This is a genomic window from Methanococcoides sp. (genome assembly GCF_030594565.1).
GTDB classification, from domain to species: Archaea; Halobacteriota; Methanosarcinia; order Methanosarcinales; family Methanosarcinaceae; genus Methanococcoides; species Methanococcoides seepicolus.
In genome coordinates, this window is the sequence record NZ_JAUVEY010000009.1 from 1 (window position 1) to 15,938 (window position 15,938).

Genomic DNA, 15,938 nt, shown 5'->3' on the forward strand with positions numbered 1-15,938 from the left:
ATCATTGCACTGACAAAGGAAGACAGGCAATGGTTTGAGACCTATGCGTTCGGATTGCAGCAATTTGAAGTGCTTTGCAGTAAAGACCCGTCTAAAATGAGAGCAGGGGACTGGAGACAGGCGGTGCATGATTTTAGCAAGGTCCGGTTCTTTGTGGATGATATGGAAGAGAGGAAGATAGTCAAAAATGTATTCTGGAATGTGGAAGGAATAGTCACATTCGATATCCCTGATAGTGCAGGATACAGGAACTTCATCTACTGCAGGATCAGAAGTTATCTTGAAAAGCTTTATAAGTTATAAATTTCAGATGAAAAAGGAGTGGATAGCGGGCCCGCCGGGAATCGAACCCGGGTTCTAAGCTCCGGAGGCTAAAGTGATATCCACTACACTACGGGCCCACTTGAATGGATTTAGATTATGTGAAATTAACTATATTAACTAATAGGTTTAGATGAGGCATGGTCCTTTTCGAACGAAAATGCATCAATTTTTTTTGAAACTGCGGGTTTTCTATAACAGCACATTTATAAAGATGAAACAAGTAGACCCATATGGATTTATACCGATCAAGGAATAGCTTACTAACCCAATATTAGTTCATTCATATAATAGTATGATAAAGAACATATTAATATAGAATTGTATTAATTGAACATGATGCATTATTATCAGTTTGAGAGATCTATGTGCATTAGTATCAATGAAAGAACGATAATAGGTTAAAGTAAATCGCGGTAAATATTATGGATATCTCAGAGATAACAGAACTTGAGAATGAAGGTGAAGAACTCAGGACAAAACTCAAGCTTGCTAACGAAAAAATAGAAGAGATAGAAGAGTTCTGTAAATTACACATTGAAAACCTCAATGATGTTATATTCAGCATCAATGAACAAGGCAATTTCACATACATCAGCCCTGCTATTGAAAATTTTACCGGATATAGCCCCGAAGAAGTAATGGGCACTTCTTTTATGCAGTACATCCACCCAGAGGATCTTCCAGGTCTGCTTCAGGATATTGACCTCACGCTTGAGGGTGAACACAAGCCATATATGTTAAGGATAGTGTCGAAAACAGGCAGTATCACCTATGTCCATACCTCATCAAAAGGCATTGTGAAGGATGGAAAGGTAGTTGGTATCAATGGCATAATGGTCAATATTGCCCAACTTAAGAGGATAGAGTTCGAGCTTATGAAAGAGAAGGAAAAAGCTCAGCACTATCTGGATGTAGCCGGAGTTGCGATAATCGTCATTAACAATGATTTCAGGGTATCACTGGTGAATAAGAAAGCCTGCGAGCTTCTGGGATATAAAGAGCATGAGTTGTTCAATATGAACTGGTTCGAGATGATCATTCCAGAAATGATACGTGAATCTGTCACTCAATCATTTATGCTTTCCTGTTACGGAGATATTGCATCAACTCCATTCGAGTGCCCCATAACTACAAAAGAAGATCAAATCCGATTATGTTCTTGGAAATGTACACAATTGAAGGATGAGAACGGACACAATACAGGTTGCATACTGGCCGGCGAGGACATCACTGAGCGGAAAGAAGCGGAAGAGGCTCTTTTAAAAGCTAAGTATATGGCGGAAGATGCAAGTCGGACAAAGAGCGAGTTCATTGCAAATATGAGCCATGAACTTAGGACTCCCCTTAACGCAGTGATAGGTTTTTCAGAGGTCCTTATTGAAAGAAAGTTCGGGGATGTGAATGAGAAACAGGATAAGTATCTGAGAAATATCTCCACAAGTGGAAAGAAACTTCTGGAAATTATCAATTCGATACTCGAGATATCGAAGATAGAATCAGGAAGTCTTGACATGGACTATAAGACCATCAATATTGAAGACCTGATAGAGGAAATTAAAGAGGATATTGAAGAATACCTGACTGATCAGGCTGAAATGGTATCTTTTGAAGTACTAACCGATGTAAGCCATATTATAGCTGATACTAGGAAAGTAGAAAAGTCCGTTTTTCATCTGATAGAGAATGCTATTAAATTCTCAGACAAAACAAATCCGGTAAAAGTACGTATAGAGTCTGTTGATGAGATGATAGCATTCAAGATCACAGATAGAGGAATCGGAATTTCAGAAGAGGATATAGATAAACTATTCGAGCCATTCAGTCAGCTGGATCCTTCATCCACACGCGTTTACAGTGGAGTGGGAGTGGGACTGTATCTTATTAAGAAGTTTGCAGAATTACATGGCGGTTGCCTTGGGGTAAAAAGTAAGCTGGAGAAAGGCAGTACATTCACTTTTGCAATTCCAACAAAACCAGCAAAAATGAGGAATGAACAAAGTTAAAAAATGTTACACAAATTATCGTGTAACATTAATATTTTTTAATTTGTGATATCATAATAGCATCTTTTTGGAGAACAAACAAGACCTTTTTTCTTGAGACTGGCGAGTGATTTACTGACCATCTTACTATCGACGCCAGTAGCTTCTGCAACATCACCAGGTCTTAATGGCTCTTCGGAATCTTCCAGAACTTTTAAAATCGTTTCTTCATTTGTATCTAAAGCGTTGGTCATGATAATTACCTCTCAAATGCTACAGCATTTGAATATAGAATAACAAATTCCAAATATTGATTTATAACTATTACTATAAAAATATAAGCTCAAATAAGTAAGAAAAAAGAGAAGTAAATAAAGTGGGAGGAGAAATGTTACAGATATATATCTGTAACTAATTCAAGTCGTTTTTCAATCGTACTCAATTCTTGAGTACGATCTCAATACTGATATCTTTTGGAACCTGAATTCTCATGAGCTGTCTAAGTGCACGCTCATCAGCTGCAATGTCAATAAGTCTTTTGTGGACACGCATTTCCCAGTGGTCCCATGTTGCTGTACCGTCGCCACTTGGGCTCTTCCTTACAGGAACTACCAACTTCTTTGTTGGAAGTGGGACTGGACCGGATATGCTTACTCCAGTGCGGTTTGCAATGGCTTTCACCTGGTCGCAAACACCATCGAGGTTTACAGGACTTGTGCCTGATAATCGTATTCTTGCTTTCTGTGCCATGTTTTTCTCCTATTAAAAAAAAAGAGAAAGAGTGTTATTTCTTCTGTGTAACACTCATACACATACCGGCAGCGATCGTCATACCCATATCACGGATAGCGAATCTGCCGAGCTGTGGAATCTCACTTACAGGCTCAATACACATTGGCCTTGTTGGCTTGATTGTAACGATAGCTGCATCTCCAGCCTTGATGTAGGTTGGGTTCTCTTCCTTGACCTGACCGCTCTTTGGATCCAACTTCTTGTTGATGGCCATGAGAGTACATGCAGTCTGAGCTGTGTGGCAGTGGAATACAGGAGTGTATCCGACTGTGATAGCGGATGGGTGCTGAAGGACAACGATCTGTCCGGTGAACTCTTCAGCTACCGATGGTGGCTTTTCTGCAGGACCACATACGTCACCTCTCCTGACGTCGTTCTTTCCAATACCTCTTACGTTCCAACCGATGTTGTCACCAGGTACAGCCTGATCCCATTCTTCGTGGTGCATCTCAATTGACTTGACCTCACCAGTTGCGCCGCTTGGCATGAAGGTGACCTTCTGGCCCTTCTTCATGATACCGGTCTCTACCCTACCTACTGGAACGGTACCGATGCCGGAAATGGTGTATGCATCCTGTACTGGGATACGGAGTGGAAGTGTGTCTGGCTTACTTGGCACAGTAAGATTGTTGAGGCACTCAAGCAATGCAGGACCAGTGTACCATGGAGTGTTCGCGCTTGATTTTGTTATGTTGTCGCCTTCGAATGCGGAGGTTGGAATGAATGGGACATCCTCTGCCTTGAATCCTACCATACCGAGGAGCTGTGATACTTCTTTCTTTACCTCGTTGTATCTGTCCTCGCTGTATTCAGCTGCGTCCATCTTGTTAATAGCAACGATAAGCTGGTTGATACCAAGGGTCCTTGAAAGGAAAACGTGCTCCTTTGTCTGGGCCATTACACCGTCAGGTGCTGCAACTACAAGAACAGCTGCATCTGCCTGGGAAGCACCGGTGATCATGTTCTTTACGAAGTCACGGTGACCTGGACAGTCCACTACTGTAAAGTAGTACTTGTCGGTGTCGAATCTCTTGTGTGAGATATCGATGGTAACTCCTCTCTCACGCTCTTCCTTGAGTGTATCCATGACCCATGCGAATGCGAAGGATTCCTTACCCTTCTCTTTTGCTTCTGCCTTATATTTCTCGATAAGGTGTGCAGGTACTGCGCCTGTCTCGAACATCAATCTTCCGACAAATGTTGACTTGCCGTGGTCAACGTGACCAATAACTGCTAAGTTCAGATGTGGTTTCTCAGCCATGATAATATTCTCCTTTATTTTTAATTGGTATAATCTGTAATTTTGAGCATAATGGTTGTTTCTACTCTTAAACCTTTCCAGCGAATTGTCTCAGGTAGAAAAAAAGATGGATTTACATCCACCTTACAAGCTCATAAAGTCTTCTGCCTGTGGCAAAGCTGCCTTGAGTCCTTTTCGCTTGCGGATACCTGTAACAACTTCGGCCATGAGGCTCATTGGGAGTGGTTCGAAACCTGCGAACTCTGTACTCCACATTGCTCGACCTTCTGTTGCGGATCTGATATCACCAGCGAATCCGAATAACTCTGAAACTGGTGCTTTGGACTCGATGATGGTTGTATCACCTTCGGAAGTCATGTCTATAATGACACCGCGACGACCCTGGATCTCCTTGGTTGCTCCACCCATCTGCTCCTGTGGGACCTGGATGAATACCTTCTGATATGGTTCAAAGAGCGTATCATCAGCCATAAGCATTGCAGCCTGGATTGCCTGTCTTGATGCAGGAATTACCTGTGCAGGACCTCTGTGGACAGCATCCTCGTGGAGTTTTGCATCCATGAGCTTTACTTTGACACCCATGCATGGTTCCTTGGAAAGTGGTCCGGCCTTCATGACCTCGGTGAATCCCTCAAGGATAAGCTCCATTGTTTCGTTCAGGTACTGAATACCCTTTGTCATATCGAAGTAAGCATTGCTCTCGAAGATATTTACGATCTTCTTTGCTTCATCCTTATTAAGACCTGCTGCCATGAGCTTCTCCCTTCTCTCAACTTCAGGCATCCTCATGGAGATTTCGTCATTGCGTATAAGCTCACGGACTTCTGGCTCCAGTGGCTCGACGATAACATAGAATCTGTTGTGCCTGTTAGGGGATTTACCTTCCACAGGACCAGCTGTACCTACGATCGTCTCACGATATACGACAAGCGGAGGTGTTGTTGTGATCTCCACACCTTTGTCACGCTCGATCCTGTGAGCAATGACCTCAAGGTGAAGTTCACCCATACCAGCCATTAAGTGCTCACCGGTCTCTTCATCAAGAGTGATCTTGAGTGTTGGGTCTTCCTTAGCGACCTGGCGAAGAACTTCAACGAGCTTTGGAAGGTCCTTCATGTGCTTTGCTTCGACCGCAACAGTAACTACAGGTTCACTTGCGTGCTTGATGCTCTCGAAAGGCTCCATGCCTTCAAGTGTGGTTACTGTGGCACCTACAAATGCATCCCTGAGACCTGTTACCGCTGCAATGTTACCTGCAGGGATCGCATCAACTTCAAGTCTCTCAGGGCCCATGAAAACACCGACCTGCTGGATTCTGTTCGTCTTTGATGCGCCTGAAACGTAAACTTCCATACCACGGGAAAGTGAACCGCTGAAAAGTCTACCTGTTGAAACTTCTCCTGCGTGTTGGTCCATGGTAATATCAGTTACCATGAAAGCAACGTCTCCGGTGGCATCTGCAACAGACATCTGCTTACCGATACCGGACTCACGGTCACCGTGCCAGATAGCTCCGACCCTGCCCTTCTGTGCATCGATAGGACTTGGAAGGAATCTGATAACCATATCGTTAACTGCTTCATGGAGTGGACATTTCTCAGCAAGTGACTTCATGTCTTCTTCACGGCAGTAATTGAAAACTTCACTAAAGCTTACACCGGTCTTCTTCATCATAGGGACACTGATAGCCCAGTTGTAAAGAGCGGAACCGAATGCTACAGTACCCTCAGCTGCATCTACCTTCCAGCCTGCGTTGTAGCGCTCTTCGTTCATACCTTTGATAAGCTTGTTTACGTGATCGATGAGCTTTCCGAGCCTGATCTGCATCTCCTGATCATCGACCTGCAACTCGTTGATAAGACGGTCTACCTTATTGATGAAAAGTACCGGCCTTACGTGCTCTTTCAGTGCCTGTCTCAGAACGGTCTCGGTCTGAGGCATTGTACCTTCAACAGCATCGATGACAACTACAGCACCATCTACTGCACGCATTGCACGGGTAACGTCGCCACCAAAGTCAACGTGACCTGGTGTATCAATAAGATTGATAAGATATTCCTTGTCCTCATATTCGTGCACCATTGACACGTTAGCGGAGTCGATCGTGATACCTCTTTCCTGCTCCTCTGCGTCAGAATCCATGAACAACTGGCGACCTGCGAGCTCCTTGGAGATCATTCCAGCGCCTGCGAGGAGGTTATCTGAAAGAGTTGTTTTTCCGTGATCTATGTGAGCTACAATACCGATGTTCCTGATCATTACTGGATCGCTCATCAGCGCTGTAACACGCTCAACCATTTTCTTCCTTCGTCCCATGATAAAACCTACAATTGAATATTATATAAAATAAAAAAGCAACACGGTTAACGTGCTGCCTTTGCGACTCTTTCCTTTCCATCCTTTCTGTTGATGGAATAGCTCTTTGCATCACGGTTAGAAGCTGCGATGAGCTCAGATGCAAGGCATTCTGCTGCAGTGCGCTTTGATTTGAAAGCTGCCTGATTAGAACCTATTGCGATATTTCTCAATGCATGGTCAACACGCCTCTGTGGAGCTGTGTCAACTGCCTTTGGTACAGATATACCACCGTATTTAAGTCTGACAACTTCTTCCCTTGGGCCTGCATGTGAAATAGCTTCCACGAGGACCTGAACAGGATTCTTCTTTGTCTTCGAGTTAACGATATCTAAAGCCTCATCCACAATACGAAGAGCAATCTGCTTCTTACCGGTGTTCTGTGCATTACGCATTACATTGTTCACAAGACGCTCGACGATTGTAATGTCGGACTTGTTGAACTGCTGCCTTGCGTGTTTACCTGATGTATGTGGCACGATAACAGGATCTAGGTTGACATATCTCTTGATACCAGCGTCAGCAACTTCGACCTCTGTAAGGTCCCACTTTCCGAATAACTTGTACATGGAATTATCTCCTTGGTTTTTCCTTTCTGCCAATGACCATTTCTCTCAATGATACATTGTTCACAGCAATGACCTTGAAGCGCACGCCAGGGATATCACCCATTGCACCACCCATACGGCCACCTATTCTTTCTACGGTCACTTCATCGTGCTCATCAATAAAATTGATAGCACCATCACCAGGACAGAAAGCTGTTGCCTGACGACCGTTTTTGATCAACTGGATCCTAACACATTTCCTGATAGCGGAGTTAGGCTGTTTTGCCTCGACACCCACTTTCTCAAGTACTATTCCACGACCCTGTGGCGCACCACTTAGAGGGTCAGATTTAATGTCCAGACCTAAGGTACGCCTGCTGTAGTTGGTGTCTTTCCACCTAGCGTCTTTGCGAACCTGCTGAAGTCTGTGAGCTGCATACTTTCCATTTGGCATATATTATCCTCCCAATTAATTTTCCGTAAATTTTCGTAAATAAATCAGTTGAATTAGATCATTTGTGTGAACAAAAGTTCACTGTAAGATAACATCATCGATATAGTGATGGCGACCTACCACCCTTTTTATCTTATCGATATTGCTTCCGTTACGCCCTATAGCAAGCCCTTTTTCATTTGCTGCCACATCCACATAGGCAATTTTCTTATCGCCTTTACTGGATATCCTGACGGACTTAACAGACACAGTACCGAAAGCATTCTTTATAAATGTAACCGGTTCGGCCGAATATTCGATGAGTTCAATGTGTTTGTCAACGGACTTTTTAACCCGATTGAGATTATCCCCACATTTACCAATAGCTGCACCCATGTCACCAGTATTTACGACATAGATGATCCTATCATCATCGACAATGCAATCCTTAATAGAAGCGTGAGTCACACTTTCAAACAGTGCAATGTATCTGATACATTCTGTTGAAAGTCTGATCTCGCCCAAATAAACAACTCCTGACTTAGATCCCTGCAAGTATATCGGATTCGCCTGCATCCATGATCGCCATGGTAGCAATGGTAAATGGCTTACCGCATGCAGGACCGAGATCGACACCGGTACCAGCATAATCTAAAATAGGTACGCTGGTTGCCTCGATCTGCTCTCTTATGTTTGCAGGGCAGTTGGATGCAAGAACTACCATCTTTGCTTCATTTTTAACTGCTGCCTCAATAGTGCGGTTCGCACCCATGATAACAGTACCTGTCCTGATAACTTTGATAAGTGCTTTATCAATATTAATATCCATTTTACATCAACCCATCTATATTGTCAATTTGAGATTTGTATTCTAATATCTGAATCCTTATATCTACTTTCTGGTTGCAACCTAATGCTCTTAAAGGTCTTTGAGAGGATTTCTTGCAACCAGGTGAACATCACCAGTACCGAGCTTGATCGGCTGACCGACAATAATGTTCTCAGTAACACCATTAAGCTCATCGATATCACCGCGCATACCAGCATCAAGCAAGTGATTAACAGTAACCTCGAACGCTGCACGGGCAAACACACTGGCCTTCTCACCGGAAATACCGTGACGACCGATCTGCTTTACCTCTCCATCACAGGTCATGATGTCTGACACAAGCATGAGGTGGCGGATATCCACAGTAAGACCCTGCTCACGCAGAGTGTCACTGGCTTCCTTAATGATGGCAAAACGAGCAGCCTCAATACCGAACACTTCATAGATCTCACCAATATTGTTAGTAGAAGTCCTTGAAAGGTCTATACCTTCGACTTCGAGAATTTCCTTGAGCATTGAGCCTTCAGTATAAAGAGTGTATTCTTCACCATCTTTTCTGATGACTACCCTCTTGATACCCTCAATACCTTTCAAAGTGATACCATGAATGTTCTTGGCAAGCTGGAGCAGATCCCTGTACAAAGGTTCCTTCGGGATCACAATGATCTGATTTGCAACCTCACTGGGGATCTTTACCTTTACACCAAGACCAGCTTCAAGCTTTTCAGCAATGGCCTCAACGCCAATGCCCCTCTGCAAAAGAATCTTCTCATTAAGATCGAGGATAAGGTTCATGTTAGCAAGATCGGTCGTAACGTCCGCCAGATGCTCGATATGAGTAGCTTCGATCTCCCATGCGACCTTCCTTGCGAATTCCCTGTCTGCAGCATACTCTTTGACAAGAGCAACGGTCATCATAGGAGTACTTGGAGTCTTCCTTGCATCCACGATCTCGATAAGACGTGGCAAACCCAACGTAACGTTGATCTCAGCCACACCAGCGTAGTGGAAAGTACGCATGGTCATCTGAGTACCAGGTTCACCAATGGACTGTGCAGAGACCACACCAACCGCTTCACATGGCTCAACACATGCATACTCATAGTCTGCCATGACACGTTCGATGATCACTTCCATTTCTTTTTTCGTGACACCGACATCCACTACATCCTTTCTTAACGTAGCAAGTGTCGTCTTTGGAAGCGGAAGACCGCTTATCATAGAATCGATAGTAGCTTCACTGATGGACATTATGCCACCTCCTTACCTGTAACAGACCTGACAACACGGTGTATTGCCTCCGGCTTACTGTAATCACTCTTTGTGGAGTCGATACCATCTTCACCGTACTTGAATTGTACAATGACACCTCTCGTCTCGCGCACAGAACCATCATACTGCACCTCAAGATCCTGCAACGCATTCACAAGACGCCTCTGAAGGTAACCTGACTGGGAAGTACGGACCGCAGTATCCACAAGACCTTCACGACCACCAATTGCGTGGAAGAAATACTCAGTCGGATTCAATCCGCTCTTGTAACTTGCCTTCACGAAACCGTGAGCATCTGCACCAAGGTCACCCTTATCGAAGTGAGGGAGGGTCCTTCCTGCATATCCTCTCCTGATACGCTCACCACGAACCGCCTGCTGACCTACACAAGCCGCCATCTGGGTCAAGTTCAAAATAGAACCACGAGCACCAGACCTTGCCATTATAACCGCAGAGTTCTCAAGACCAAGACTCTGGTCAGCCATCCCACCAGTGTCATCTCTTGCCTTACCCAGGGTCTGCATGATCCTCATTTCAATGGTCTCATCAAGGGTCCTGCCCGGCAAAGCTTCAAGCTCCTTGTTCTCATACGCCTGAACAAGTTCAGCTACCTCTTTTTCAGCATCCTGTAGCCTTATAGCAATGCCTTCCTTGGCCTCTAGCGGAATATCCTCATCACTGATACCAAAGCTCAGACCTGTGTGCATCACACCTCTGATAGCAAGCCTTGTGAAATCATCTACGAACTGTGCACCTGCAGTGGTACCGAATTCTTTAACGACCTTATCAAGAACACGTCCTTTGAACGCACCAATAGCCTGCTCATCGATAGTACCTTTGATCAGCTCACCATCTTCGATGACAACATAAGCATCGTACTCACAGTCCCCTTTCTTACAGGTATCACACTTGAAACATACCTGCGCAGGGAACTCGACATAAAGTCCCTTAGGAAGGATCTGACTGAAGATCTGCTTTCCGTCCCAATAAGGCTCACCATCTTCAAGATGACCAGCAGGCTCTGGAAGCACACGCAATTCAGACTTACGGAGAAGCTCCAGTGCATCGTTCTTACTAATGAACTTTTGATTCCTTGTCAAAAGGAACAGACCGGAAATGTGATCGTGGATACCACCGATGATAGGACCACCGAAACGCGGGGAAAGGATGTTTTCCTGAACCTGCATAAGGATACTGGCCTCTGCACGTGACTCTTCTGTCTGAAGAACGTGCATGTTCATCTCATCACCATCAAAATCAGCATTGTATGGCGGACATACAGCCGGATTGAGCTTGAAGGTCTTATTAGGGAGTACCTTTACGCGATGTGCCATAATACTCATCTTGTGCAGTGAAGGCTGCCTGTTGAACAGCACGATATCTCCATCCTGCATCTGCCTTTCAATGCTCCACCCAGGCTCGAGCTTCTCAAGAAGTTCTTCTTTGTTAAGCTCTGTGACCTTGATACGGCGTTCATCATCACGGATAACATAATTCGCACCCGGATGAACTTCACGCCCACGGCGAACATATTCCCGCATAAGATCAAGGTTCTTTGAAATGACCCTTACAGGAATTGTCATATGCATTGCAATAGAAAGGGGAACACCAACTTCATTGATACTAAGGTTGGGATCAGGAGATACCACAGTACGTGCAGAGAAGTTCACACGCTTACCTGACAGACTTCCTCTGAAACGTCCTTCCTTACCCTTAAGACGCTGGGTCAAGGTCTTCAGTGGCCTTCCTGACCTGTGCCTTGCAGGAGGTACACCTGAAACCTCATTATCGAAATAGGTTGTAAGGTGATATTGCAAAAGCTCCCAAAGATCCTCAATGATAAGCTGAGGAGCACCTGCATCCCGATTCTCCTGGAAACGCTGGTTTATACGAATGATGTCCACGAGCTTGTGGGTCAGATCATCCTCACTGCGCTGTCCGGATTCAAGCGTGATGGATGGCCTCACAGTGACCGGTGGTACCGGAAGAACTGTAAGGATCATCCATTCAGGACGAGCAGTATCAGGGTTCATCCCCATTACACGGATATCATCATCTGAAATGTTCTCGAACCTGTCCCTTATCTCAGTAGGGGTCAGTTTATGACCATTCTCAATGTACTCACTTGGCTTCTCGAACTTAATATCGAGCTGCTCCTCATTACAGTAAGGGCAGGTCTTTGATTTCCTTGCTTCCTTGAAGACATTATTGATAACATCATCAGGAAGGTGGCCCATGTCCTTCTGCTTGGCCAATTGTACAAGGAAGTCACTCTTTTTACTTTCTTCGAGTAGAAGGGAACTGCATTTACAACAGACCGAACGTAAGATCTTACGAAGGATCTTATTGAAACCAACGTGAATAACAGGTGCTACAAGTTCGATATGCCCGAAATGACCAGGGCATTCTCCAGCACGGCTTCCACATGATTTACATTTAAGTCCCGGGTCGATCACACCAAGACGAAGGTCCATAAGACCCATGTCTATCGGATAACCGTCATCATCATAGGTATCCGCAGTTATGATCGATGTAACACTCATTTTACGTACTTCGCGCGGAGAGATCAAACCGAATTTGATCGCACCGATCCTCTTTGGTATTGAGGGTACCATATTGTCCATCTGCATTATTATCACACCGCATCATCAAGTCTAAGTCTTGGAGCAACCCCAAGGGATTTGATCTCATCAAGAAGCAACTTGAAAGCATAGCTCATTTCCACCGGGTGAATGTCCGTTTCAGCACCACAGTTCGAACAGTATCTGATATTACGTGTCCTGTCAAAGGTTGCCACCATACCACAGTGTCCACATACGAGTTCTACGACCTTATCAGACTCATCGAGAAGCCTTTCCTTCAAGGTCATCGCAGCACCGTGTCCGATCAGTACATCTCTTTCCATTTCACCAAACCTAAGACCTCCTTCACGAGCACGTCCCTCAGTTGGCTGACGGGTCAATACCTGCACAGGACCTCTGGACCTTGCATGGATCTTTGATGCAACCATGTGGTGGAGCTTCTGGTAAAGGATAACACCAACGAAAACATCTGCCTGGATCTTCTTACCGGTAACCCCATCACAGAACACCTCTTTTCCTGTGTGCGAGAAACCATTTTTCTGAAGCCCTGCACGGATACCATCCTCCTTATCACCGGAGAATGCAGTACCCCTCATACGCTGACCTTCAATAGAACCAAGTTTCCCACCGATCATTTCCAGAACGTGGGCAACGGTCATACGTGAAGGGATAGCGTGAGGATTAATAACAAGATCAGGGACCATACCCAGTTCTGTAAATGGCATATCATGATATGGAACTATCAAACCGATAACTCCCTTCTGACCGTGTCTTGATGCGAACTTGTCACCGATCTCAGGAATCCTCTCATCCCTTATCTTCACCTTTGCAAGCCTTGTACCATTGATAGACTCAGTAAGAATAACAGTATCAACGATACCTTTCTCGTTAGAGCGCATCGTGATCGCACTTTCCCTGCGCTGTTCAATGGTTATACCAAAGTCAGACTGTTCTTCAAGGAACCTTGGAGGACTTGTCTTGCCGATAAGCACATCATTTGGACCTACAACGGTTTCCGGGTTCACAAGACCATCAATATCGAGGTTTGCATATGCTTCTGCACTACGGGCACCCCTGAACTCAGAATCCGGTATCTCGAACTTGTCTTCCTGGCCACCAGGATAACGGCGTTCTTCACCTTCAAAGGTTCTCAGGAAGTGGCTTCTTCCAAGACCCCTCTCAATGGAACCTTTATTGAAAACCAGTGCATCCTCAATATTATGCCCTTCGTAGGACATGACAGCGACAACGAAGTTCTGTCCAGCCGGACGGTCATCGAAATGGATAGCATCACAGGTCTGAGTACGCGTCATTGCCTTCTGCGGATAGTGAAGTACATGCGCACGTGTATCAGGCCTGAGTTTCAGGTTGGATGAAGAAACCCCGATACACTGCTTGATCATAGCTGCACCCATGGTGTTCCTCGGAGAAGCATTGTGCTCCGGATATGGGACCATACCAGTACAGATACCAAGCATTAGGGAGGGGTCTATCTCAAGATGGGTGTGTTTAGGAGTAAGGTCCTTTTCATAAAGACCAATGAACACATTCTCTTCCTCCTCAGCATCCAGATATTCAACAAAACCCATATTCAAGATATCACGGAACGAGATCTCGCCATCCCGGAGCTTTTCGATATGTTCCTCAGTGATCAGCGGAACACCATCTTCAACAACGAGGGCAGGCCTTCTTGCACGACCCATATCAGAGCTTATGATTAATTCGTGAATATCCTCATAAAGAGTTACATTCAACTGATCAGGCAACATACCACTGCGGCGCTGCCCCCTTATATTCTCGACAAGCTCTACCGGATCATCGTGAGTTCCGATAAATTCCCCATCGAGGAAGACTTTTGCTTCAGTCATTCTTGCACCTCCGTCTCATCGCCGCCCACGGGATCGGCATTTTCATCCATGTACTTATGATAATCAACAACGTTGGGCCCAGACTCTGCCTTGGTTTCAACCTTTACAGCAGGTCCTTCGCCCTCATCATGAGGAGTCAATTCCAGGTCTTCCTCATAATCAACATCGGCAGCCAATTCCAAGATAATTTCCGGAACGTAGATTTCCACAGGAGTTACACCAAGTCCGTAAATGATATTCTTAACAACTTCCTTATCCTCTATACCAGTAGAAAGCTCGACCATCTGGGCAAAGTTCTTCACCAGACCACAATTTGGACCTTCGGGGGTCTCTGAAGGACAAAGGCGTCCCCATTGAGTAGGATGCAGATCACGAGCCTCAAAGTGAGGCTGTGCCCTTGAAAGTGGAGAAATGACACGCCTTAAGTGAGAAAGAGTTGAGATGTAATCCGTGCGGTCAAGCAACTGAGATACACCACTTCTACCGCCTACCCAGTTACCTGTGGCAAGGGGGTGCTGAAGACGATCTGTAAGAACATCCGCACGCACAAGTGTCGCTACGTTCAATTCCCTGTTCCTCATGTTAGCCCTTTCAAGCTGGTATTTTACATCACGTGCAAGACGGTTGAAAGCTACCCTGAAAAGATCTTCCATAAGGTCACCGGTCAACTTAAGCCTCTTGTTGGAGTAGTGGTCCTTATCATCATCTGAGCGCCTTTTAAGAGCAAGCTCGAAACATGACTCTGCCATCCTACCAAGGAAATGTGCCTTTGGTATTCTGTCAGCAGGATCGTTGCCAAGGTGCGGAAGAAGATAACGGTCGATCACATAGTTCGCACGCTTCATCTGGTATTCCCTTGCCTGCCCGGAAGCCACGCGACCACCGATCTTCTCAATAGCATCTTCTATTGTGAAGACCTCTGCCTCTTCGAGGTTCTCGAACATGAACTTCATGATCTCAGGATCGGTCGAAACGATCTTTGCGACATCTTCATCGGTCTCAACACCCAGAGCACGCATCAATGTAATGAAGTTGACACGTCCGGATATAGATGGGAATGAGATCTCCAAAAGGGATTTCCTGCCTCTTTCCACAACTACCAGTGCCCTGTAACCTCTCCTCTGAGAGAACACCTTTGAAACTTCGATGGAGTCACCGTAACGCTCACCGAGCTCAGTAAGGATCTTGTTAGGGGCAAGGTCCTCAAGTGTCATCACGACACGTTCAGTACCATTTACAATAAAATATCCCCCAGGATCAAGCGGATCCTCACCATGTTGGATCATTTCGGCATCGCTTATGCCAACAAGGTTACAGATCTCCGATTTGATCATTACAGGAAGCTGGCCGACCTTTGCCTCCCTTGGCTCTCCTTCCTCACCATTCTGTACAACAGACATTTCCAGGAAAAGAGGAGCAGAATAAGAAAGGTTACGCAACCTTGCCTCGTTTGGATACAATTTCTCAATTGCACCATCTGCTTCCTTTACTACTGGATGTTCCACCCTTATCTTACCAAGTTTGACATAGATATCCTCGAGATCGGTCTCGATCATACCTTGTTCATTAATGATCTTCTGAAGACCATGTTTGACAAACTTGTCATAAGAGTCAATGTGATGCTGCACAATCTTGTCCTTTGTGAAATAGGCTTCTGATAATACGCTCGTGTCTAACGCGATGATAGCACCC

14 protein-coding genes and 1 tRNA gene are annotated in these 15,938 nt (G+C 45.1%); 2 read left to right on the forward strand and 13 right to left on the reverse strand.

The annotated features are described in order from the left end of the window. Positions 1-303 (forward strand): hypothetical protein (locus QAS77_RS01515; RefSeq protein ID WP_305063918.1); only part of this gene is annotated, 303 nt, incomplete at its 5' end. Between the two features lie 26 nt (positions 304-329). Here QAS77_RS01515 and QAS77_RS01520 read toward each other — a convergent pair. Continuing rightward, positions 330-401, reverse strand: a tRNA-Arg gene (locus QAS77_RS01520). Positions 402-746: 345 nt separating this feature from the next. Here QAS77_RS01520 and QAS77_RS01525 point away from each other — a divergent pair. Continuing rightward, the gene (locus QAS77_RS01525) at positions 747-2,327 is read left to right on the forward strand and encodes a sensor histidine kinase (RefSeq protein WP_305063919.1); all 1,581 of its coding nucleotides are present in this window, start codon (positions 747-749) and stop codon (positions 2,325-2,327) included. A 38-nt stretch (positions 2,328-2,365) separates the two neighbouring features. On the opposite strand, the gene QAS77_RS01530 is transcribed toward QAS77_RS01525, so the two are convergent. From QAS77_RS01530 to QAS77_RS01585, 12 genes are all read right to left on the reverse strand, one after another. Further along, positions 2,366-2,560 carry a helix-turn-helix domain-containing protein gene (locus tag QAS77_RS01530; protein WP_305063920.1) on the reverse strand — a complete coding sequence of 65 codons (195 nt, stop codon included), beginning with the start codon at positions 2,558-2,560 and terminating at the stop codon, positions 2,366-2,368. Positions 2,561-2,744: 184 nt separating this feature from the next. After that, positions 2,745-3,056, reverse strand: coding sequence for a 30S ribosomal protein S10 (rpsJ, locus tag QAS77_RS01535; protein ID WP_305063921.1), 312 nt, complete (start codon positions 3,054-3,056; stop codon positions 2,745-2,747). Positions 3,057-3,090: 34 nt separating this feature from the next. Next, positions 3,091-4,362: a translation elongation factor EF-1 subunit alpha gene (gene tuf, locus QAS77_RS01540; protein ID WP_305063933.1), complete on the reverse strand. Its 1,272-nt coding sequence runs from the start codon at positions 4,360-4,362 to the stop codon at positions 3,091-3,093. Between the two features lie 120 nt (positions 4,363-4,482). Continuing rightward, positions 4,483-6,675, reverse strand: coding sequence for an elongation factor EF-2 (locus tag QAS77_RS01545; protein ID WP_305063922.1), 2,193 nt, complete (start codon positions 6,673-6,675; stop codon positions 4,483-4,485). A gap of 47 nt (positions 6,676-6,722) precedes the next feature. After that, on the reverse strand, positions 6,723-7,283 hold the full coding sequence (locus tag QAS77_RS01550; protein ID WP_305063923.1) for a 30S ribosomal protein S7: 561 nt from the start codon (positions 7,281-7,283) through the stop codon (positions 6,723-6,725). A gap of 4 nt (positions 7,284-7,287) precedes the next feature. Continuing rightward, on the reverse strand, positions 7,288-7,716 hold the full coding sequence (locus QAS77_RS01555; protein ID WP_250867882.1) for a 30S ribosomal protein S12: 429 nt from the start codon (positions 7,714-7,716) through the stop codon (positions 7,288-7,290). A 78-nt stretch (positions 7,717-7,794) separates the two neighbouring features. After that, positions 7,795-8,220, reverse strand: coding sequence for a NusA-like transcription termination signal-binding factor (locus QAS77_RS01560; protein WP_250867881.1), 426 nt, complete (start codon positions 8,218-8,220; stop codon positions 7,795-7,797). A 16-nt stretch (positions 8,221-8,236) separates the two neighbouring features. Beyond that, positions 8,237-8,524: a 50S ribosomal protein L30e gene (locus tag QAS77_RS01565; RefSeq protein WP_250867880.1), complete on the reverse strand. Its 288-nt coding sequence runs from the start codon at positions 8,522-8,524 to the stop codon at positions 8,237-8,239. 90 nt (positions 8,525-8,614) lie between these two features. Next, positions 8,615-9,775 (reverse strand): DNA-directed RNA polymerase subunit A'', encoded by a 1,161-nt coding sequence (rpoA2, locus tag QAS77_RS01570; RefSeq protein ID WP_250867879.1) that lies wholly within the window; start codon positions 9,773-9,775, stop codon positions 8,615-8,617. Further along, the gene (locus tag QAS77_RS01575) at positions 9,775-12,420 is read right to left on the reverse strand and encodes a DNA-directed RNA polymerase subunit A' (RefSeq protein WP_305063934.1); all 2,646 of its coding nucleotides are present in this window, start codon (positions 12,418-12,420) and stop codon (positions 9,775-9,777) included. Before QAS77_RS01575 ends, rpoA2 begins: the two co-directional genes overlap by 1 nt. Before the next feature lie 11 nt (positions 12,421-12,431). Continuing rightward, complete coding sequence (gene rpoB, locus QAS77_RS01580) at positions 12,432-14,246, reverse strand: DNA-directed RNA polymerase subunit B (protein ID WP_305063924.1); 1,815 nt, start codon at positions 14,244-14,246, stop codon at positions 12,432-12,434. Continuing rightward, positions 14,243-15,874: a DNA-directed RNA polymerase subunit B'' gene (locus QAS77_RS01585; protein ID WP_442920353.1), complete on the reverse strand. Its 1,632-nt coding sequence runs from the start codon at positions 15,872-15,874 to the stop codon at positions 14,243-14,245. The genes rpoB and QAS77_RS01585 overlap by 4 nt, the downstream gene beginning before the upstream one ends. Positions 15,875-15,938 lie beyond the last annotated feature (64 nt).

Bases quoted from the DNA above. Each gene is read 5' to 3' on its own strand.
- QAS77_RS01525 (WP_305063919.1), top strand. From the start codon at position 747: ATGGATATCTCAGAGATAACAGAACTTGAGAATGAAGGTGAAGAACTC.
- QAS77_RS01530 (WP_305063920.1), bottom strand. From the start codon at position 2,560: ATGACCAACGCTTTAGATACAAATGAAGAAACGATTTTAAAAGTTCTG.
- rpsJ (WP_305063921.1), bottom strand. From the start codon at position 3,056: ATGGCACAGAAAGCAAGAATACGATTATCAGGCACAAGTCCTGTAAAC.
- QAS77_RS01545 (WP_305063922.1), bottom strand. From the start codon at position 6,675: ATGGGACGAAGGAAGAAAATGGTTGAGCGTGTTACAGCGCTGATGAGC.
- QAS77_RS01550 (WP_305063923.1), bottom strand. From the start codon at position 7,283: ATGTACAAGTTATTCGGAAAGTGGGACCTTACAGAGGTCGAAGTTGCT.
- QAS77_RS01555 (WP_250867882.1), bottom strand. From the start codon at position 7,716: ATGCCAAATGGAAAGTATGCAGCTCACAGACTTCAGCAGGTTCGCAAA.
- QAS77_RS01565 (WP_250867880.1), bottom strand. From the start codon at position 8,524: ATGGATATTAATATTGATAAAGCACTTATCAAAGTTATCAGGACAGGT.
- rpoA2 (WP_250867879.1), bottom strand. From the start codon at position 9,775: ATGTCCATCAGTGAAGCTACTATCGATTCTATGATAAGCGGTCTTCCG.
- QAS77_RS01575 (WP_305063934.1), bottom strand. From the start codon at position 12,420: ATGGACAATATGGTACCCTCAATACCAAAGAGGATCGGTGCGATCAAA.
- rpoB (WP_305063924.1), bottom strand. From the start codon at position 14,246: ATGACTGAAGCAAAAGTCTTCCTCGATGGGGAATTTATCGGAACTCAC.